The 16900-nt window shown below is 58.7% G+C and carries 15 protein-coding genes; 10 read left to right on the forward strand and 5 right to left on the reverse strand.

Annotated elements, in window-relative coordinates; translation table 11 throughout:
- The first annotated feature begins 274 nt into the window (after positions 1-274).
- Positions 275-1648: an MFS transporter gene (locus tag ODQ19_RS25795; protein ID WP_116668419.1), complete on the forward strand. Its 1374-nt coding sequence runs from the start codon at positions 275-277 to the stop codon at positions 1646-1648.
- 59 nt (positions 1649-1707) lie between these two features.
- On the opposite strand, the gene ODQ19_RS25800 is transcribed toward ODQ19_RS25795, so the two are convergent.
- The 4 genes from ODQ19_RS25800 to flgA form a co-directional block, all read right to left on the reverse strand.
- Positions 1708-2457 carry a flagellar brake protein gene (locus ODQ19_RS25800; protein WP_330211592.1) on the reverse strand — a complete coding sequence of 250 codons (750 nt, stop codon included), beginning with the start codon at positions 2455-2457 and terminating at the stop codon, positions 1708-1710.
- Between the two features lie 96 nt (positions 2458-2553).
- Entirely contained in the window at positions 2554-3024 is a 471-nt protein-coding gene (locus ODQ19_RS25805) for a flagella synthesis protein FlgN (protein WP_014719584.1), read from the reverse strand.
- 48 nt (positions 3025-3072) lie between these two features.
- The gene (gene flgM, locus ODQ19_RS25810) at positions 3073-3396 is read right to left on the reverse strand and encodes a flagellar biosynthesis anti-sigma factor FlgM (protein WP_003193581.1); all 324 of its coding nucleotides are present in this window, start codon (positions 3394-3396) and stop codon (positions 3073-3075) included.
- Positions 3397-3538: 142 nt separating this feature from the next.
- A complete protein-coding gene (gene flgA, locus ODQ19_RS25815) occupies positions 3539-4303 on the reverse strand; it encodes a flagellar basal body P-ring formation chaperone FlgA (protein WP_014719582.1) in 765 nt (254 codons plus the stop codon).
- 74 nt (positions 4304-4377) lie between these two features.
- Between flgA and ODQ19_RS25820 the strand changes: the two genes are divergently transcribed.
- The 7 genes from ODQ19_RS25820 (at position 4378) to ODQ19_RS25850 (ending at position 10697) form a co-directional block, all read left to right on the forward strand.
- Positions 4378-5310 carry a chemotaxis protein CheV gene (locus ODQ19_RS25820; RefSeq protein ID WP_003193578.1) on the forward strand — a complete coding sequence of 311 codons (933 nt, stop codon included), beginning with the start codon at positions 4378-4380 and terminating at the stop codon, positions 5308-5310.
- Positions 5311-5352: 42 nt separating this feature from the next.
- On the forward strand, positions 5353-6180 hold the full coding sequence (gene cheR, locus ODQ19_RS25825; protein WP_014719581.1) for a protein-glutamate O-methyltransferase CheR: 828 nt from the start codon (positions 5353-5355) through the stop codon (positions 6178-6180).
- 307 nt (positions 6181-6487) lie between these two features.
- On the forward strand, positions 6488-6895 hold the full coding sequence (gene flgB / locus ODQ19_RS25830) for a flagellar basal body rod protein FlgB (protein ID WP_003193573.1): 408 nt from the start codon (positions 6488-6490) through the stop codon (positions 6893-6895).
- A gap of 3 nt (positions 6896-6898) precedes the next feature.
- Entirely contained in the window at positions 6899-7342 is a 444-nt protein-coding gene (flgC, locus tag ODQ19_RS25835; protein ID WP_044267590.1) for a flagellar basal body rod protein FlgC, read from the forward strand.
- 16 nt (positions 7343-7358) lie between these two features.
- Entirely contained in the window at positions 7359-8078 is a 720-nt protein-coding gene (gene flgD, locus ODQ19_RS25840) for a flagellar hook assembly protein FlgD (protein ID WP_122732291.1), read from the forward strand.
- A gap of 31 nt (positions 8079-8109) precedes the next feature.
- The gene (gene flgE / locus ODQ19_RS25845) at positions 8110-9426 is read left to right on the forward strand and encodes a flagellar hook protein FlgE (RefSeq protein WP_032879842.1); all 1317 of its coding nucleotides are present in this window, start codon (positions 8110-8112) and stop codon (positions 9424-9426) included.
- A gap of 176 nt (positions 9427-9602) precedes the next feature.
- Positions 9603-10697 carry a hypothetical protein gene (locus ODQ19_RS25850; RefSeq protein WP_330211593.1) on the forward strand — a complete coding sequence of 365 codons (1095 nt, stop codon included), beginning with the start codon at positions 9603-9605 and terminating at the stop codon, positions 10695-10697.
- A gap of 92 nt (positions 10698-10789) precedes the next feature.
- Here ODQ19_RS25850 and ODQ19_RS25855 read toward each other — a convergent pair whose 3' ends face one another.
- Complete coding sequence (locus ODQ19_RS25855) at positions 10790-13684, reverse strand: ribonucleoside-diphosphate reductase subunit alpha (protein WP_032879843.1); 2895 nt, start codon at positions 13682-13684, stop codon at positions 10790-10792.
- 813 nt (positions 13685-14497) lie between these two features.
- On the opposite strand from ODQ19_RS25855, the gene ODQ19_RS25860 reads away from it, so the two are divergent.
- A complete protein-coding gene (locus ODQ19_RS25860; protein WP_330211594.1) occupies positions 14498-15223 on the forward strand; it encodes a response regulator in 726 nt (241 codons plus the stop codon).
- On the forward strand, positions 15220-16830 hold the full coding sequence (locus ODQ19_RS25865; RefSeq protein ID WP_116668415.1) for an ATP-binding protein: 1611 nt from the start codon (positions 15220-15222) through the stop codon (positions 16828-16830). Before ODQ19_RS25860 ends, ODQ19_RS25865 begins: the two co-directional genes overlap by 4 nt.
- The last annotated feature ends 70 nt before the right edge of the window (positions 16831-16900 follow it).

Consider the following 16900-nt stretch of genomic DNA (forward strand, 5'->3'; position numbering starts at 1 on the left):
AACGCCAACTTACAAAGCCTGCACAGCGTTCCATTGAAGCCTTTTGTACAGATACCCGAATACCAGTCGAACCTTGCGTGTTATCAAGGTTCACAGGTGGTGCGCCGTGTATTTATCTCCACGGTTATGTACCTCACAGACACCCACGTAGCGTCTGAGCTGTGAAACAAAATAATCCCCTGGAACAGGCCCTGCCGCCTGTCCGGATTCAACCGCCCCGGACTATCATGCAGATAGCCCTACCCCTCACCGCAAGGAGCCGCTCGGAACGCCGATGCGCCAGATCTGGAAATCTTTTCGAGCCCTTTATTTCGCCTCCTTGATGATGCTGATCGGCTCCGGCCTGCTTAGTACTTATCTGGCTTTGCGTCTGGCAGCAGACAATGTCGACAGCCTGTGGGTCGGTGCGCTGATGGCTGCCAACTATTTTGGCTTGGTGCTGGGCGGCAAGCTCGGGCACCGTCTCATTGCCCGGGTCGGGCATATTCGCGCCTACGCCACCTGCGCGGGCATCGTCGGTGCAGCGGTGCTGGGTCACGGTTTGATTGATTGGCTGCCAGCCTGGATTGTGCTGCGGATGATCGTGGGCCTGGGAATGATGTGCCAGTACATGGTCATCGAGAGTTGGCTCAATGAGCAGGCGGACGCCAAGCAGCGCGGCGTAGTGTTCAGCGGCTACATGATTGCGTCCTACCTTGGGTTGGTGCTGGGCCAACTGATCCTGGTCATGCACCCACATCTTGGGCTTGAGCTGTTGATGCTCGTGGCGCTGTGCTTTGCGCTGTGCCTGGTCCCGGTGGCAATGACCCGGCGCATTCACCCGGCCCCACTGCACCCGGCCCCGATGGAGCCACGCTTCTTTATCAAGCGCGTGCCACAGTCGCTCAGCACCGTGTTGGGCGCTGGGTTGATCGTCGGTTCGTTCTACGGCTTGGCACCGCTCTACGCCTCTCAGCAGGGCCTGACGACTGAGCAAGTCGGTCTGTTCATGGGTAGCTGCATTTTTGCTGGATTGGTCGTGCAGTGGCCGCTGGGCTGGTTATCGGACCGCTATGACCGCGCGCTGCTGATTCGCTGCTTTGCCTTGTGCCTGGCGATAACGGCCTTGCCGTTGGCGATCATGACCCAGGTACCGCTGGAAGTGCTGTTCGTGGCAGGCTTCTTCTGTTCGCTGGTGCAGTTCTGCCTTTACCCCCTGGCGGTGGCCTTTTCCAACGACCATGTGGAAGGCGATCGTCGGGTATCACTGACGGCCATGTTGCTGGTGACCTACGGGATCGGCGCCAGCGTGGGGCCGTTGTTGGCCGGTGTGGTAATGAAGCTATTCGGCAGCCAGATGCTCTACGCGTTTTTCAGCCTGTGTGCGCTGATCCTGGTGTGGCGTATTCGACCCAAGGCGGTAACCAACCTGCATCAGGTCGACGACGCACCACTGCATCATGTGGCGATGCCCGATAGCATGTCCAGTTCGCCTTTGGTGGCTGCCCTTGACCCGCGGGTGGATGAGCAGGTGGTGCAGGAGCAGATGCAAGTCACTGTACCTGATCCAGAGCCCGTCCCTGAAACCGAGGAGTCAACGAGCGAAGAACCGCACGAGCCACCAGACCCGGACGAACATCCCCATGACTTAAGCAGGGCGCGCCCCTGAACGAAAAAACGGGCAGATCCCATCAGGATCTGCCCGTTTTTTATCTCAGCGTCTAACGCTTAAAGATCGTCGTCTTTATCGAAGCGCCGAGCTTCACGCTGCAATTGGTAGACAAAGCGTTCCACCTGTCGCTGCACCAAACCACTCATGTTGTGAAAGCGCACGCCGGCAAAGGTGGTGTTGATCTTGTCTTCGAAGTGCAGGTAGCGCAGTTCCACGGAGGTGGTCATGCTGCCAAAGGGCAGGGCAGCAATAAAGCGATCATAAACCTGGCCCAACTGCAGGCGCTCGGAGATATCGCCTTCAAAGCGCAATTTGCAGCCGGTTGCCGAGATGTCCAGCAGCTTACCGCTGATAGGTGCCTTGAGCTTCTCGCCACCCAACTGAATGTCCACCAACTGCGCAAGCTTGAGTGCGGCGCGGAAGGCATTGCGTCGTTGATGGTAAACCACTTCGTCGGGCAGGCTGCCGCTGTAGATGCGGTGGCCGCCTTTCTCGCTGATGGTCAAGGTGCCATTGCTTTCCCAGGCAACCCGCACGCCCTCATGGAAACCTTCGATACGGAAGGCTTCGCCATTCTCAAGATAGCGTTCACCGTCACGGGGAATCATTTCGTCCAGTACCAGCGTCTTGCTGTCCCGGTCGATGTCCACTAGGTAGCTCTGGAAGCGCTGGCTGCGTTCGTGGAAAGTGATGATCAGCGGGTCATGGCTTTCTTGCAGCATCCGCAACGTGCTGGCGATTTCCAGAGGCGTGGTGAGCACCTTGGGTGGCTGCGGTGCATCTTCCGCATTAAGGGCGTTGAACACGGTTCTTCCATCTCCAGGCAAAATACGACTACACGCAAGAACCGGCATTTTGCCAGTATGTAGCGCGCCTTGGATAGGTCACGCTGTAAACCGGTGTCAGGCTTGGCTGCGGGTGCTTGGCTTGACCAGGCGTGAGGTGGAGCCTTGTGCGTTATACAGGGCCGGAGGCTCTCCGCCATGCAGTATGCGCAGCTGATTGGCGGTCGTGGCTTGCTGAAGCTGGATCGACTGACCGTTGAGCAGGTTGGCTTCCTGGCACTGGGCGAGCAAATGGTTGAGTTCTTTGCTCTGTGCCAGCAGTTGATCGCCGACTGAAGAGTGGCTGGCCAGTTGTGCCAGGCCATCGTGGTCGGCAGGCAGGCCCAGGCTGATCAGAATCTCGCTGCGTTTCTTGCCGTGCTGTTCGAGCAAGACAATCAGCGACTGTTTGCGCGCCAGGATTTCTTCCAGCAAGGGCATATCCCGGCCGTATAAGGCCAGGGATTCTTCCTTCAGCAGCTCGAGCAATTGTTGCGTCGGCGCCAGATCATCAATGATCAGTTGGAGCAAATGTTCGTCGTGGTGCATGGCTGGCCTTGGGTTTTAAGCGTCCAAAAGCCCTGCGCAGGCCTTTGCCTAGCGCTCGGCTTCGAAGTTGAGCAGCTTGCTGGCTACACGGTTGCTGTCGACTTTATAGCTGCCATCGGCGATAGCCTGTTTCAACTCGGCCACGCGGGCTTTATTGACGACGGGTTGGTCGCGCAGCGAGTCAGTGACCTTCTGCAACTGTTGAGCCTCATTGCTCAGGTGTACCGATTCCCCACTCTGGCTAGCGGCGGCCTGCTCTGCTTTGGCAGGCAAGGGCTGCGGCTTGGCTTCTACGCTGTCCTTGGCACCGCCGGTGCGCGTATTGCCGGGCAAGGCCGGGGCGTTATTCAAACGACTGAAATCAATGACCATGTTGAAAAAACCTCTGGGTATTTGGACGCTTGCCATGTTTTCGGCCATACCCGGGCAAACTTTAGGCTCGATTGACAATAAACCTGTTCGGCTCAATATCCAGCACACAGTGTAGGAAAAGCTGGCATTTGATTCCAGTCATCTATAGCGCTACCTCCACCTGGCCTGGCGCCGTGACCCGCGCCTTGATCACGCGATTGGAGTTGAGGTTCTTGACGCGGATCTGTTCGCTCATGCCGCCGTTGGACAACGCCTCGCCCGGCATCCTGACGTTCAGCCCGCCACTGCTCGCGGAAATCACCACCTGGTCACCTTTGCGAATCACCTCGGCCTGTTCCAGATGAACCAGTGTAAGGACTTGGTCGGTGACCACGGGCCGCGTGAGTTTCTGCCCGACGGCCTGGTCCAGTGACGTCAGGTAGCCCTGGTTGATCAGGCTGATGTCCCTCTCGCGCAGCGCCACATCGTCGTAGCCGATGATGCCGGTGCGCTTCAATGGCCGCGCCACTACCACTACGTCGCGAAACAGCTTGACCTGCGCCGGCACAAATACCGTCCAGGGCGAGGCGCCCTCACAGCGCACCTTCACGGTCACACGGCCGATAGGCTGGGCGGGGCTTTCCAGAGTGGCTGTCAATTCCTTGTCGCACATTGGCATGCGCAAGCGTGGGTCCAACTGGTTGACTTGGATTTCATAACGCCCCGGTGTCTGGGTGGTCGCCAGATAATCTTCTACAGTGAACTCAAGAAAGCCTTGGGTGACGCCGATAAGTAGATCAGGCAGGGTAACGTTGTCGGCGCGGGCCGTGACGCCCAGGCCCGAGACAAGCAGCGCCATCGCGGCGCAGAGCAGTCTGCGGTAGCGTGAGCGGCCAGGGTGTCGGGAAACTGTCGTTTTAATATCCATACTCAGTAAATAGCAAAGCTCGTGCCGTTTAGTGTTGGGTACGCGTCGTACCCCTAGGATTTAGGAGTCTGGGCATGGCAGGTGTAATGGATTCAGTAAACCAGCGCACACAGCTGGTAGGGCAGAATCGCCTGGAGTTGTTGCTTTTCCGCCTGGATGGCAATCAGTTGTATGGCATCAACGTGTTTAAAGTGCGTGAAGTGCTGCAATGTCCCAAGTTGACGATCATGCCCAAGTCCAGTCCGGTGGTGTGTGGTGTGGCCAACATCCGGGGCGCGACCATTCCGATTCTTGACCTGGCAATGGCCACGGGGGCCGCGGGTTTGCAAGATCGCCAGAACCCTTTCGTGATCATCACCGAATACAACACCAAGACCCAGGGTTTCCTGGTGCGCTCGGTGGAGCGCATCGTCAATATGAACTGGGAAGAGATCCATCCGCCGCCCAAGGGCACGGGGCGCGATCACTACCTGACGGCGGTGACGCGTGTCGACAACCAGTTGGTAGAAATCATCGACGTGGAGAAGATCCTCGCCGAAGTGGCGCCCACCTCGGAAACTATTTCCGTCGGGGTGGTGGATGCCGAAACGGCACACAAGGCGGTTTCGCTGCGCGTATTGACCGTGGACGACTCTTCCGTGGCGCGCAAGCAGGTTACGCGTTGCCTGCAAACCGTCGGGGTGGAGGTGGTGGCCCTCAATGACGGGCGCCAAGCCCTGGATTACCTGCGCAAGCTGGCGGACGAAGGCAAGAAGCCCGAAGAAGAATTCTTGATGATGATCTCTGACATCGAGATGCCGGAAATGGATGGCTATACGCTCACGGCTGAAATACGTAACGATCCACGCATGCAAAAATTGCATATCATCCTGCATACTTCATTGTCGGGGGTATTCAATCAGGCAATGGTCAAGAAGGTCGGTGCGGATGACTTTCTGGCCAAATTCCGTCCTGATGACCTCGCATCCCGGGTAGTCGACCGGATCAAGGCAGCAGATCACGGCTAGGGGATGTCCCCCGGCGGTCACACGATTTAAGAGGCGGCATCATTGTCTACGGGTAATTTGGATTTCGAACAGTTCCGGGTCTTCCTGGAAAAAGCCTGTGGCATATTGCTCGGTGAAAACAAGCAGTACCTGGTATCCAGCCGTCTCAACAAGCTGATGGAACAGCAGGGCATCAAGTCCCTGGGTGAGTTGGTCCAGCGGATCCAGGGGCAGCCGCGCAGCGGGCTCAAGGAAATGGTGGTCGATGCCATGACCACCAACGAAACCTTATGGTTTCGCGATACCTATCCCTTTGAAGTGCTCAAGAACAAAGTGTTGCCCGAAGCCATCAAGGCCAGCCCGGGCCAGCGCCTGCGTATCTGGTCGGCAGCCTGTTCCTCAGGGCAGGAGCCGTACTCGATCTCGATGTCCATCGATGAGTTCGAGCGGACCAACATGGGCCAGTTGAAAGCCGGTGCGCAAATTGTGGCCACGGACCTGTCCGGCACCATGCTCACCAACTGCAAGACCGGTGAGTACGACAGCCTGGCCCTGGGCCGAGGTTTGTCCCAAGAACGCCTGCAACGCTACTTCGACCCCAAAGGGGCGGGGCGTTGGGCGATCAAGGCGCCGATCAAGAACCGCGTCGAATTTCGCTCGTTCAACCTGCTCGACAGCTACGCCAGCCTAGGCAAGTTCGACATGGTGTTCTGCCGCAACGTGCTGATCTATTTCTCGGCTGAAGTGAAGAAAGACATCCTGTTGCGTATCCATGGCACGCTCAAGCGTGGAGGTTATCTGTTCCTCGGTGCTTCCGAGGCATTGAACGGCCTGCCGGATCACTTCCAGATGGTGCAATGCAGCCCGGGGATCATCTACCAGGCCAAGTAGTCCGCACGCGATCAAAAATGTGGGAGCGGGCTTGCTCGCGAATGCGTTCTGTCAGCCAGAGATAAATTGGCAGACCCACCGCATTCGCGAGCAAGCCCGCTCCCACATTTGTTATGTGCCAGTCCTACTGAAAGCGGCAAGCCCCATTGCCGCTTTAATGGCACTACGCGGAAATCGCTTGCCGCTTTTCTGGCATAGCCGCTGGCAACTCCCCTCTAATCCCTTGATATACGGGCTCCCGCAAGATTGGCATGCACCTTGCTATAACCCTGCTAACGAACAGCAGGTCAGCCTAAAGGTTTCCGCCATGAGCATCAGTTTCGATAAAGCGCTCGGTATCCACGAACAAGCCCTGGGCTTCCGCGCCCAGCGTGCCGAAGTCCTGGCCAACAATATTGCCAACGCCGACACCCCGAACTACAAGGCTCGGGACCTGGACTTCTCCGCCGTGCTCGCCGCACAGCAGGACAAGACCAAGAACGGCACCTTCGCCTTGAACATGACCAACAGCCGTCATATCGAAGCGCAAGGCTTGAGCAAGGGTGACGAGTCGCTGCTGTATCGCACGCCGATGCAGCCGTCGATCGACCAGAACACCGTCGACGCCCAGCTGGAGCAATCGAACTACGCCGAAAACTCGGTGAACTTCCAGGCTAGCTTCACCCTGCTCAACAGCAAATTCAAAGGGCTGATGTCAGCCCTGCGTGGAGAGTAAGCCATGTCCCTGTCCAGTGTTTTCAATATTGCCGGCAGTGGCATGAGCGCGCAGACCACGCGTTTGAACACCGTCGCCAGTAACATCGCCAACGCCGAGACCGTCTCGTCGAGCATTGACCAAACGTACCGCGCCCGCCACCCGGTGTTCGCCACCATGTTCCAGGGTGGTCAGGCGAGCGGCAGCGATTCGTTGTTCCAGAACCAGGACGCCGCCGGCTCCGGCGTGCAGGTGTTGGGCGTGGTCGAAGACCAGAGCAACCTGGAGGCCCGTTACGAGCCCAACCATCCGGCTGCGAACGAAAAGGGTTACGTCTACTACCCCAACGTCAACGTGGTCGAGGAAATGGCTGACATGATCTCCGCCAGTCGCTCGTTCCAGACCAACGCGGAAATGATGAACACCGCCAAAACCATGATGCAGAAGGTCCTGACCCTGGGTCAGTGATAAGGGGCGCCAAATAATGGCCATCGTTGATACGTCAAACAACACGGCAGTCCAGGACCTGTTCAATTCCAAGGTCAAGGACGCTTCGAACAATGTCTCGAATGTTTCCAAAGCGGCCACTGGCAACCAGTCGCTGGGCAAGGACGCATTCCTGCAGTTGCTGGTGACCCAGCTGAAAAACCAGAACCCGCTGTCGCCCCAGGACAACGGCGCGTTCGTGGCCCAACTTGCCCAGTTCAGCAGCCTGGAAGGCATCAACACCCTGAACGACTCGGTGAACAACATCTCCAGCAACTTCAGCTCTTCGCAAGCGCTGCAGGCTTCGTCGCTGGTGGGGCGGTCGATCATTATCCAGACCGACAAAGCCATGGTTGATACCAGCAAGAGCATGAACGGTTCGGTGGCGGTGCCATCGGCGGTGGGCAACGTGTCCGTCAAGATCACCGACAAGGACGGCAACGTCGTGCGCACCGTGGATATGGGCGCGCAGAGTGCCGGCAGCCAGAGCTTTATCTGGGACGGCAAGAACGACAAGGGTGAGGTCGCCCCAGCCGGCACCTACACCTTCAATGCCTCCACCAAGAACGACAAAGGTGACGCGGTGGCCCTGGCCACCTCGCTGCCGGCCACGGTAACCAGCGTGACCTTGAGCAAGACCGGCGGCGAAATGCTGCTCAATCTTGCAGGCGGCATGGGCAGCGTCAAGCTGTCGCAAATTCAGACCATCGGTACATAGAGCCGGCTATATACGGCAGAGGGAGAGAAACATGTCTTTTAATATCGGCCTTAGCGGCCTCTATGCGGCCAACAAACAACTGGACGTGACTGGCAACAACATCGCCAACGTCGCGACCACTGGCTTCAAGTCATCCCGTGCGGAGTTCGCCGATATCTACGCGGCTTCCAAGCTGGGCACCGGCCAGAACAGTATCGGCAACGGTGTGAACCTGGCGGCTGTGTCCCAGCAGTTCACCCAGGGCGACGTCAACGGGAGTGGCGGCATCCTCGACATGGCGATCCAGGGTGGTGGCTTCTTCGTGCAGAAGGGCAGCGACGGCTCGCTGGAATACACCCGTAGCGGTGCCTTCCGTGCGGACAAAGACGGCTATATCACCAACAATACCGGCACCTCGCGCCTGCAAGGCTATGCCGCGGACGAGAATGGCAAAATCACCAAAGGCGGTCTGGTTGACCTGCAGCTGAACCTGGCGAACCTGCCACCGAAGGCGTCTACCAAGGTGGACTCTTCCAGCAACCTGAACTCCTCGTCGCCGGTGATCGATCAGTCCAAGAACCCGTTTGATCCAACCAAGTCCGAAACCTTCACCACGCAATACAGCACCACCTTGTACGACTCCCAGGGCAACGCGCACCCGATGGTGCAGTACCTGGTGAAAACCGATGCCAACCAGTGGCAGGCCTACACCTTGATCGATGGCCGCAATCCTGATGGTTCGGCTCCTACCGGTACCGGTGCTGACGTGAAGGCGCCTGTGCCGTCGACGTTGAGCTTCGATGGTGCTGGTAACCTCAAGAGCATCGTGACCGGCGGAGTTGCCGGTAACACCTTGACCATCAAGGATTGGGTACCTGGCACGGTGACCGATGGCGTATGGAAGGCTAACGATGCGACGGCGAACAAGGACGGCATCGCCATCAACATGGGCACCGTCACCCAGTACAACTCAGCCAGCTACCGTAACCCGCCAGTCACAGATGGTTACGCCACCGGCCAGATCACCGGCCTGAAGATCGATGGCAGTGGTGTGCTTTTCGCCACCTTCAGTAACCAGCAGAGCAAGGCCATCGGCCAGATTTCCCTGGCCAGCTTCAACAACGAGCAGGGCCTGCAGCCCGCCGGCGGTACAACCTGGAAAGAGACCTTCGCGTCGGGCCAGCCGGGCTTCGACGCACCGGAATCTGGCACGCTGGGGTCGATCAAGGCCACCTCCCTGGAGAACTCCAACGTGAACCTGACCAACGAACTGGTGGACCTGATCAAGGCCCAGAGCAACTACCAGGCGAACGCCAAAACCATCTCCACCCAAAGCACCATCATGCAGACCATCATTCAGATGACCTGATACCGCTACTCAAATACCTGCACACAAAAAGCCCCTCAAACGAGGGGCTTTTTTTTGTGCGCGCGTTACTAGTTTACCGCTTGTTTCCTTTCGCCTTTTTGCTGGAACGCCCAACGTCCATTGCGCCACCGACGGGTCACGGGCGCATGTCGCCCATGGACCATTGGGAGAGAGGCATGGCGATATACAAGCAGTGGGAGGGGGCGCCATCAGGTAGCCATTGGTTTGTTCGGAATAACTACAGCGCCGGTCTGTACGGACGCAAAAGTCAGTCGGATGAACCCGGGGGAGGCAAGTCCTCTGATGCTGAATCGGTGAGGCAACTGCTCAATGAGTTGAGGGATGCCGAGAAAACATCCAAGAGCCAGACCGTTCAAGACCTTCGTGACAAGTTGAACGAGAAGCGCGAAGAGCTGGGGGATGAAAAGTTCAAGGAGATCATGCAGGAGTTGATGGAGAAGGCAGACGTCTCCTGGCTGGAGATGCTGCGGCGCCTGATGAATGAATGGTTTCCGGAAACGGACGATACATCACCCACGCCTTCGCCGCCTTCTCCTGGCCCGTCGCCAGGTGGTGGCGGTGGCGGTGGTGGCAGGCCAAGCCCCGGTAATTTCGGGCCCAGCGAGCCCATGAGTAATCTGCCGATTACGGAAGGTTCCAAGCACTTCAACTACAAGCCTGATCAAAGTAACCCAGGGAAAAAACCGGACAACATCTGGAGTGGATTCAGCCAGGGCCCCGATGGCAATTGCGTCACGGTTTCAGCGATAAAGGGCGCAATGATGAAGTTTGGTCAAAAACCCACTGACGTTTTCAAGGAGGTAAAAGAGACGGCAGACGGTTATCACGTGAAGATGCGCGACGGCTTCGAACTTAATCTATCCAAGGATGAATTAAAGCAGGCGGCCAGATATGCGCAGTTCAAGGGTGACAATCCGGGCATGCTGACCGATGCCAACTTCATGTTTGCAGCGAGCGCGAAGCGGGCACAGATGGAAGGTAATGGCCTGGACGACAACCCTAGCCAATCAAAAAGAAGCTTCGCTCATGCGATGCAAAGTTTGAACAACGGCGAAATGCCCCACGAAGCATTGGATAGGCTGGGGTTGAAAGGGCTTTACAGGCAGTCTTCAAGCAGTGAGCTGGCGAGCGGCAAGCTCGGTGTCGTGGCCTACGATCGCCATTCGATGGCGGTCATAGACGGGCGCGTGGAGTTGTGGGGGCGCAGAGGTGGCGCGCCGAAGCAGGGTATTGCGTACGCGTTTCTCTAAGGCGGTCAGCAAAAAGCCCGATAAACCCTATGCAGTCGGGGTCTATCGGGCTTTTTCAAACCAGAGGGGCAATCCCCCTGGACTGGCTCAGCTTATTGGCAAGCTTCGCAATCCGGCTCGTCAATCGCGCAGGCCTTTGGCACAGGTGCCGGGCCGGCGGGTGCTGCGAGTACCGAATCATCACCATGGTTGCCGCTGGAAACAGCGTTCAGCTTACCGGTGTTGATGGTCGACTTCTCGGTGCTGGTCGCGGCCAGGGCACGGAGGTAGTAAGTGGTTTTCAGGCCACGGTACCACGCCATGCGGTAGGTCACGTCCAGCTTCTTGCCCGAGGCGCCGGCGATGTACAGGTTCAGGGACTGGGCCTGGTCGATCCACTTCTGACGACGGCTGGCGGCGTCAACGATCCACTTGGTGTCCACTTCGAAAGCGGTTGCATAGAGCTCTTTGAGTTCTTGCGGGATGCGTTCGATCTGCTGCACGGAACCGTCGTAGTACTTCAGGTCGTTGATCATGACCGAGTCCCACAGGCCGCGAGCCTTCAGGTCGCGAACCAGGTACGGGTTGATCACGGTGAATTCGCCCGACAGGTTCGATTTCACATACAGGTTCTGGTAGGTCGGTTCGATCGACTGCGACACGCCAGTGATGTTGGCGATGGTGGCGGTCGGTGCGATGGCCATGATGTTGGAGTTACGAATACCTTTCTGCACACGGGCACGTACCGGCGCCCAGTCCAGGGTTTCGTTCAGGTCAACGTCGATGTACTTCTGGCCACGGGCCTCGATCAGGATCTGTTGCGAGTCCAGCGGCAGGATGCCCTTGGACCACAGCGAACCCTGGAACGTCTCGTAGGCGCCGCGCTCGTCGGCCAGGTCGCAGGAAGCCTGGATCGCGTAGTAGCTGACCGCTTCCATGGACTTGTCGGCGAACTCGACCGCTGCATCGGAACCGTAAGGGATGTGCTGCAGGTACAAGGCGTCCTGGAAGCCCATGATCCCCAGGCCAACCGGACGGTGCTTGAAGTTGGAGTTCTGCGCCTGTGGCACCGAGTAGTAGTTAATGTCGATCACGTTATCGAGCATGCGTACGGCGGTGTTGACGGTGCGTTCCAGCTTGGCGGTGTCCAGCTTGCCGTTGACGATGTGGTTCGGCAGGTTGATCGAGCCCAGGTTGCAAACGGCGATCTCGTCCTTGTTGGTGTTCAAGGTGATCTCGGTGCACAGGTTCGAGCTGTGGACCACGCCCACGTGCTGCTGCGGGCTGCGCAGGTTGCATGGGTCCTTGAAGGTCAGCCATGGGTGGCCGGTTTCGAACAGCATGGACAGCATTTTGCGCCACAGGTCTTTGGCCTGGATGGTCTTGAACAGCTTGACCTTGCCTGGGTACTCGGTGAGGGCTTCGTAGTACTCGTAGCGCTCTTCGAAGGCCTTGCCGGTCAGGTCGTGCAGGTCTGGCACTTCGGATGGCGAGAACAGGGTCCACTTGCCGTCATCGAAGACGCGCTTCATGAACAGGTCAGGGATCCAGTTGGCGGTGTTCATGTCGTGGGTACGACGACGGTCATCACCGGTGTTCTTGCGCAGCTCGATGAACTCTTCAATGTCCATGTGCCAGGTTTCCAGGTAGGCACATACAGCGCCTTTGCGCTTGCCACCCTGGTTCACGGCAACGGCGGTGTCGTTCACCACTTTCAGGAAGGGTACGACGCCCTGGGACTTGCCGTTGGTGCCCTTGATGTACGAACCCAGTGCCCGCACCGGGGTCCAGTCGTTGCCCAGGCCACCGGCGAATTTGGACAGCATGGCGTTGTCGTGGATCGCGTGGTAGATGCCCGACAGGTCATCCGGCACGGTGGTCAGGTAGCAGCTCGACAACTGAGGACGCAGGGTGCCTGCGTTGAACAGGGTCGGGGTCGACGACATGTAGTCGAAGGACGACAGCAGGTTGTAGAACTCGATGGCACGGTCTTCTTTGTTCTTCTCTTCGATCGCCAGGCCCATGGCCACGCGCATGAAGAACACTTGCGGCAGTTCGAAGCGGATACCGTCCTTGTGGATGAAGTAACGGTCGTACAGGGTTTGCAGGCCCAGGTAGGTGAACTGCTGGTCACGCTCGTGGTTGATCGCCTTGCCGAGTTTTTCCAGGTCGAAGGTGGCCAGGATCGGGTTCAGCAATTCGAATTCGATACCTTTGGCGATATAGGCCGGCAGGGCCTTGGCGTACAGGTCGGCCATCTCGTGGTGAGTGGCGCTGTCGGCGACTTTCAGGAAGCCCAGGCCTTCGGCACGCAGGGTGTCCATCAGCAGGCGGGCGGTTACGAACGAGTAGTTCGGCTCACGCTCTACCAGGGTACGGGCGGTCATCACCAGAGCGGTGTTGACGTCGGTCAGGGCTACGCCGTCGTACAGGTTCTTCAGGGTTTCGCGCTGGATCAGGTCACCGTCGACTTCTTCCAGGCCTTCGCAGGCCTCGGTGATGATGGTGTTCAGGCGGCCCAGGTCCAGCGGTGCGAAGCTGCCGTCGGCCAGGGTGATGCGGATCGACGGGTGCGCTTGTACGGCGGCTTCTTCGGCCGGGGAGCGTACGGCACGTTCCTTGGCGCGCGAATCACGGTAGATCACGTAGTCGCGGGCTACTTTCTGCTCGCCGGCACGCATCAGGGCCAGTTCAACCTGGTCCTGGATTTCTTCGATGTGGATGGTGCCGCCCGATGGCATGCGACGCTTGAACGTCGCGGTGACCTGTTCGGTCAGGCGGGCAACGGTGTCGTGGATGCGCGACGAAGCGGCTGCGGTGCCGCCTTCAACTGCAAGAAACGCTTTGGTGATGGCGACGGTGATTTTGTCATCGGTATAAGGAACGACAGTGCCGTTACGCTTGATCACACGCAGTTGGCCAGGTGCAGTGGCGGACAGATCCAGGTTCGAATCAGCGGCCTGCGGCACGGAGCCTTGCGGGTTCTCGCGAGTTGTGTCGGTTTGCATGAGGGGGTGTCTCCACATTCTATATTTATTTGGGCACCATCACGGTGCCCACCGTTCCGTCCTGAAGCACTTACAGCAGGCCTGGGCCTGGCATAACAACTTCGGGACAGGAGGAAGGGAGCTCATCGCGCCGCTTCCATGCCGAAGTCTTTGGTTCGGGGCCGGGGAGCCCTTAGCCGTATTCCTGGTGGGTGACAGTGGCCCCATTCAAGCCCTGCAACACCCGTACCGTTTTCTGCCAATCGGGCTGGAAAACGGTTGCCATCCGCGTGCGCGGTTTGGGCTTTCAAAAAATGCTTTGGTTCAACCAAGCACGAGCAAGAAAGCGCTTGAGTTTCTTGTCTGATCTGTGTTTGGTCTTTTCGCTGAAAACCCTACATGTAGGGTTTTTTTAGCGCCGAGGTACAAGATAATGCGTTTTCGGGGGCTTAGCAACGCACTACCTGTGGATAACGCTGTGGGTAAAATGTGTATGAATCATGGAACACCCGTGTAGGCCGCATTACTACTGGATTACGCCGTTTGTCACCGAATATTCCCGGGTAGAAACCGCTGGCGGGAATTTTGAGGGCGCGAACCCTACCACAAAAAATCGCCATGACCGAATGGATTTCCCGGCTTGTGTTCAAGGGCCGGTGCATGGCTACAATCGGCCTTGATCTGGGCGATAGCGTGCTTGCTCCATATGACAACTGTAGGAGCGAGCTTGCTCGCGAACATCGTCAACGATAATGCAGCAACCCTGGATAAATGCGGTGCCCTTGCGTTCTTCGCGAGCAAGCTCGCTCCTACAATAGAGAACCGAGGTAGCGCATGGAGCAAGAAGCCTGGCAGATACTGATCGTCGAGGACGACGAGCGACTCGCCGAGTTGACCCGTGAGTACCTGGAAAGCAACGGCCTGCGTGTGTCGGTGGAAGGCGATGGTGCCAAGGCCGCGGCGCGCATCATCGCAGAGCAGCCCGACCTGGTGATCCTCGACCTGATGCTGCCCGGCGAAGACGGCCTGAGCATCTGCCGCAAGGTGCGCGAGCGTTATGACGGCGTGATCCTGATGCTCACCGCGCGCACCGACGACATGGACCAAGTGCTGGGCTTGGACATGGGCGCCGACGACTATGTGTGCAAACCCGTGCGCCCGCGTTTGTTGCTGGCGCGTATCCAGGCGCTGCTGCGTCGCAGCGAACCGGTGTTGCCCGTTGCAGTGGAAAACCAGCGCCGCCTGCAGTTTGGTCCGCTGGTGGTGGACAATGCCTTGCGCGAAGCCTGGTTGCATGAGGGCAGCATCGAACTGACCAGCGCTGAGTTCGACCTGCTGTGGCTGCTGGTTGCGAACGCCGGGCGCATCCTGTCCCGCGAAGAAATCTTCATAGCTCTGCGCGGTATCGGTTATGACGGCCAGGATCGTTCCATTGACGTGCGTATCTCGCGCATTCGGCCAAAGATCGGCGACGATCCGATCCACCCACGCCTGATCAAGACCATTCGCAGCAAAGGCTACCTGTTCGTCCCCGAAGCTGCTGCCGATATGCCGCTGTGAACTCGATCTTCTTGCGCATCTACGGCGGCATGTGCGCGGCGCTGATCCTGGTGGCGTTACTCGGCGCCCTGGCACTGCACCTGCTTAATGACGTGCGCAGCGGCCAGTACCGTGAGCGCCTGGCCCACGGCACCTTTGCGTTGATGGGCGATAACCTGCAACCCATGAGCGCCATTGAACGGCAGCGCGCCTTGGCGGTGTGGGAGCGTTTGCTCGGTATTCCGCTGGAGCTGCGCACATTCACCGAGGCGCAATTGGACCTGGGCCAGCGCAACCGCCTGCAACGCGGCCAGGTCCTGGTGGAACAGACCGGGCCTCATGCGGCGCGGGTGCTGCGGTTGGTCAGCGAGCAAGAGCAATTGGTGCTTACCGGCGAAGTGCAGCAGATCAGCGAGCAATTGGCCCGTGCGACTATTTACCTGCTGGCCGACGAACTGGTGCGTTTCCCGGTGGCCGAACAGCCTCAGCGCCTGGCCGACATCAAGCACGCCAAGGGTTTTGGTTTTGAAATGCACTTGACGGCCCTTGACCAGGCCGACATGGACGACGACCAGCGTCGTCGCGTGGCGGAGGGCGATACGGTGATGGCGCTGGGCAAGGGCGGCGATTCGATTCGCGTGTTTGCCGGCATGGTCGGCACCCCGTGGGTACTGGAGATCGGCCCGCTGTACCAGATGAACCCGTACCCGGCGCAGTGGCTGATCCTGATCACCTTGATTGGCCTGACCCTGATCGGCTTGATCGTCTATCTGCTGGTGCGACAACTTGAGCGCCGGCTCAAAGGCCTGGAGGCGGCGGCCACGCGTATCGCCAAGGGCAATCTGGAAGTGCGCGTGCCTGCCCGCGGTGCCGACTCGGTCGGGCGGCTGGCGGCAGCCTTCAATGGCATGGCCGAACACCTGCAGCAATTGCTGGCGATTCAGCGCGAGCTGGTGCGCGCGGTCTCCCACGAGCTGCGCACGCCAGTCGCGCGCCTGCGTTTTGGCCTGGAGATGATCGGTGACGCCGCCACGCCCGAGGCGCGGCGCAAATACCTGGAGGGTATGGATGGCGATATCCAGGACCTCGATGGCCTGGTGGACGAGATGCTCACTTATGCCCGCTTGGAGCAGGGTGCGCCGGAGCTGAATTTCCAGCGCGTGGACCTTAATGCATTGCTCGACCAGGTGATTGGCGAATTATCGCCATTGCGCCCGCAGGTCACCGTCACCCGGGGTATTTGCCTGTCCTCGGCACATTGGGATGACGCCTGGGTCGACGCTGAACCGCGCTACCTGCACCGCGCCCTGCAAAATCTGGTGAGTAACGCCATGCGCCACGCCAGAGGCCAGGTGCTCATCAGTTATCAGGTAGGGCAGGTGCGCTGTCGCATCGATGTGGAAGACGACGGCCCCGGTGTGCCGGAAAGCGCCTGGGAGCGGATCTTCACGCCGTTCCTGCGCTTGGATGACAGCCGTACCCGCGCCTCTGGCGGGCATGGCCTGGGCTTGTCGATCGTGCGGCGGATTATCTATTGGCACGGCGGGCGGGCGTTGATCAGCAAGAGTAACAACCTGGGCGGGGCATGCTTCAGCCTGAGCTGGCCCAGGGATCAAGATAAGCCCTGACTCCCTAACTGTAGGAGCGAGCTTGCTCGCGAAAAACGTCAACGATAACGAGTGCTTCCTGAATGAACGC

Origin of the sequence: Pseudomonas sp. AM4(2022), from assembly GCF_036346515.1 — a bacterium.
Taxonomy (GTDB): domain Bacteria; phylum Pseudomonadota; class Gammaproteobacteria; order Pseudomonadales; family Pseudomonadaceae; genus Aquipseudomonas; species Aquipseudomonas paracarnis.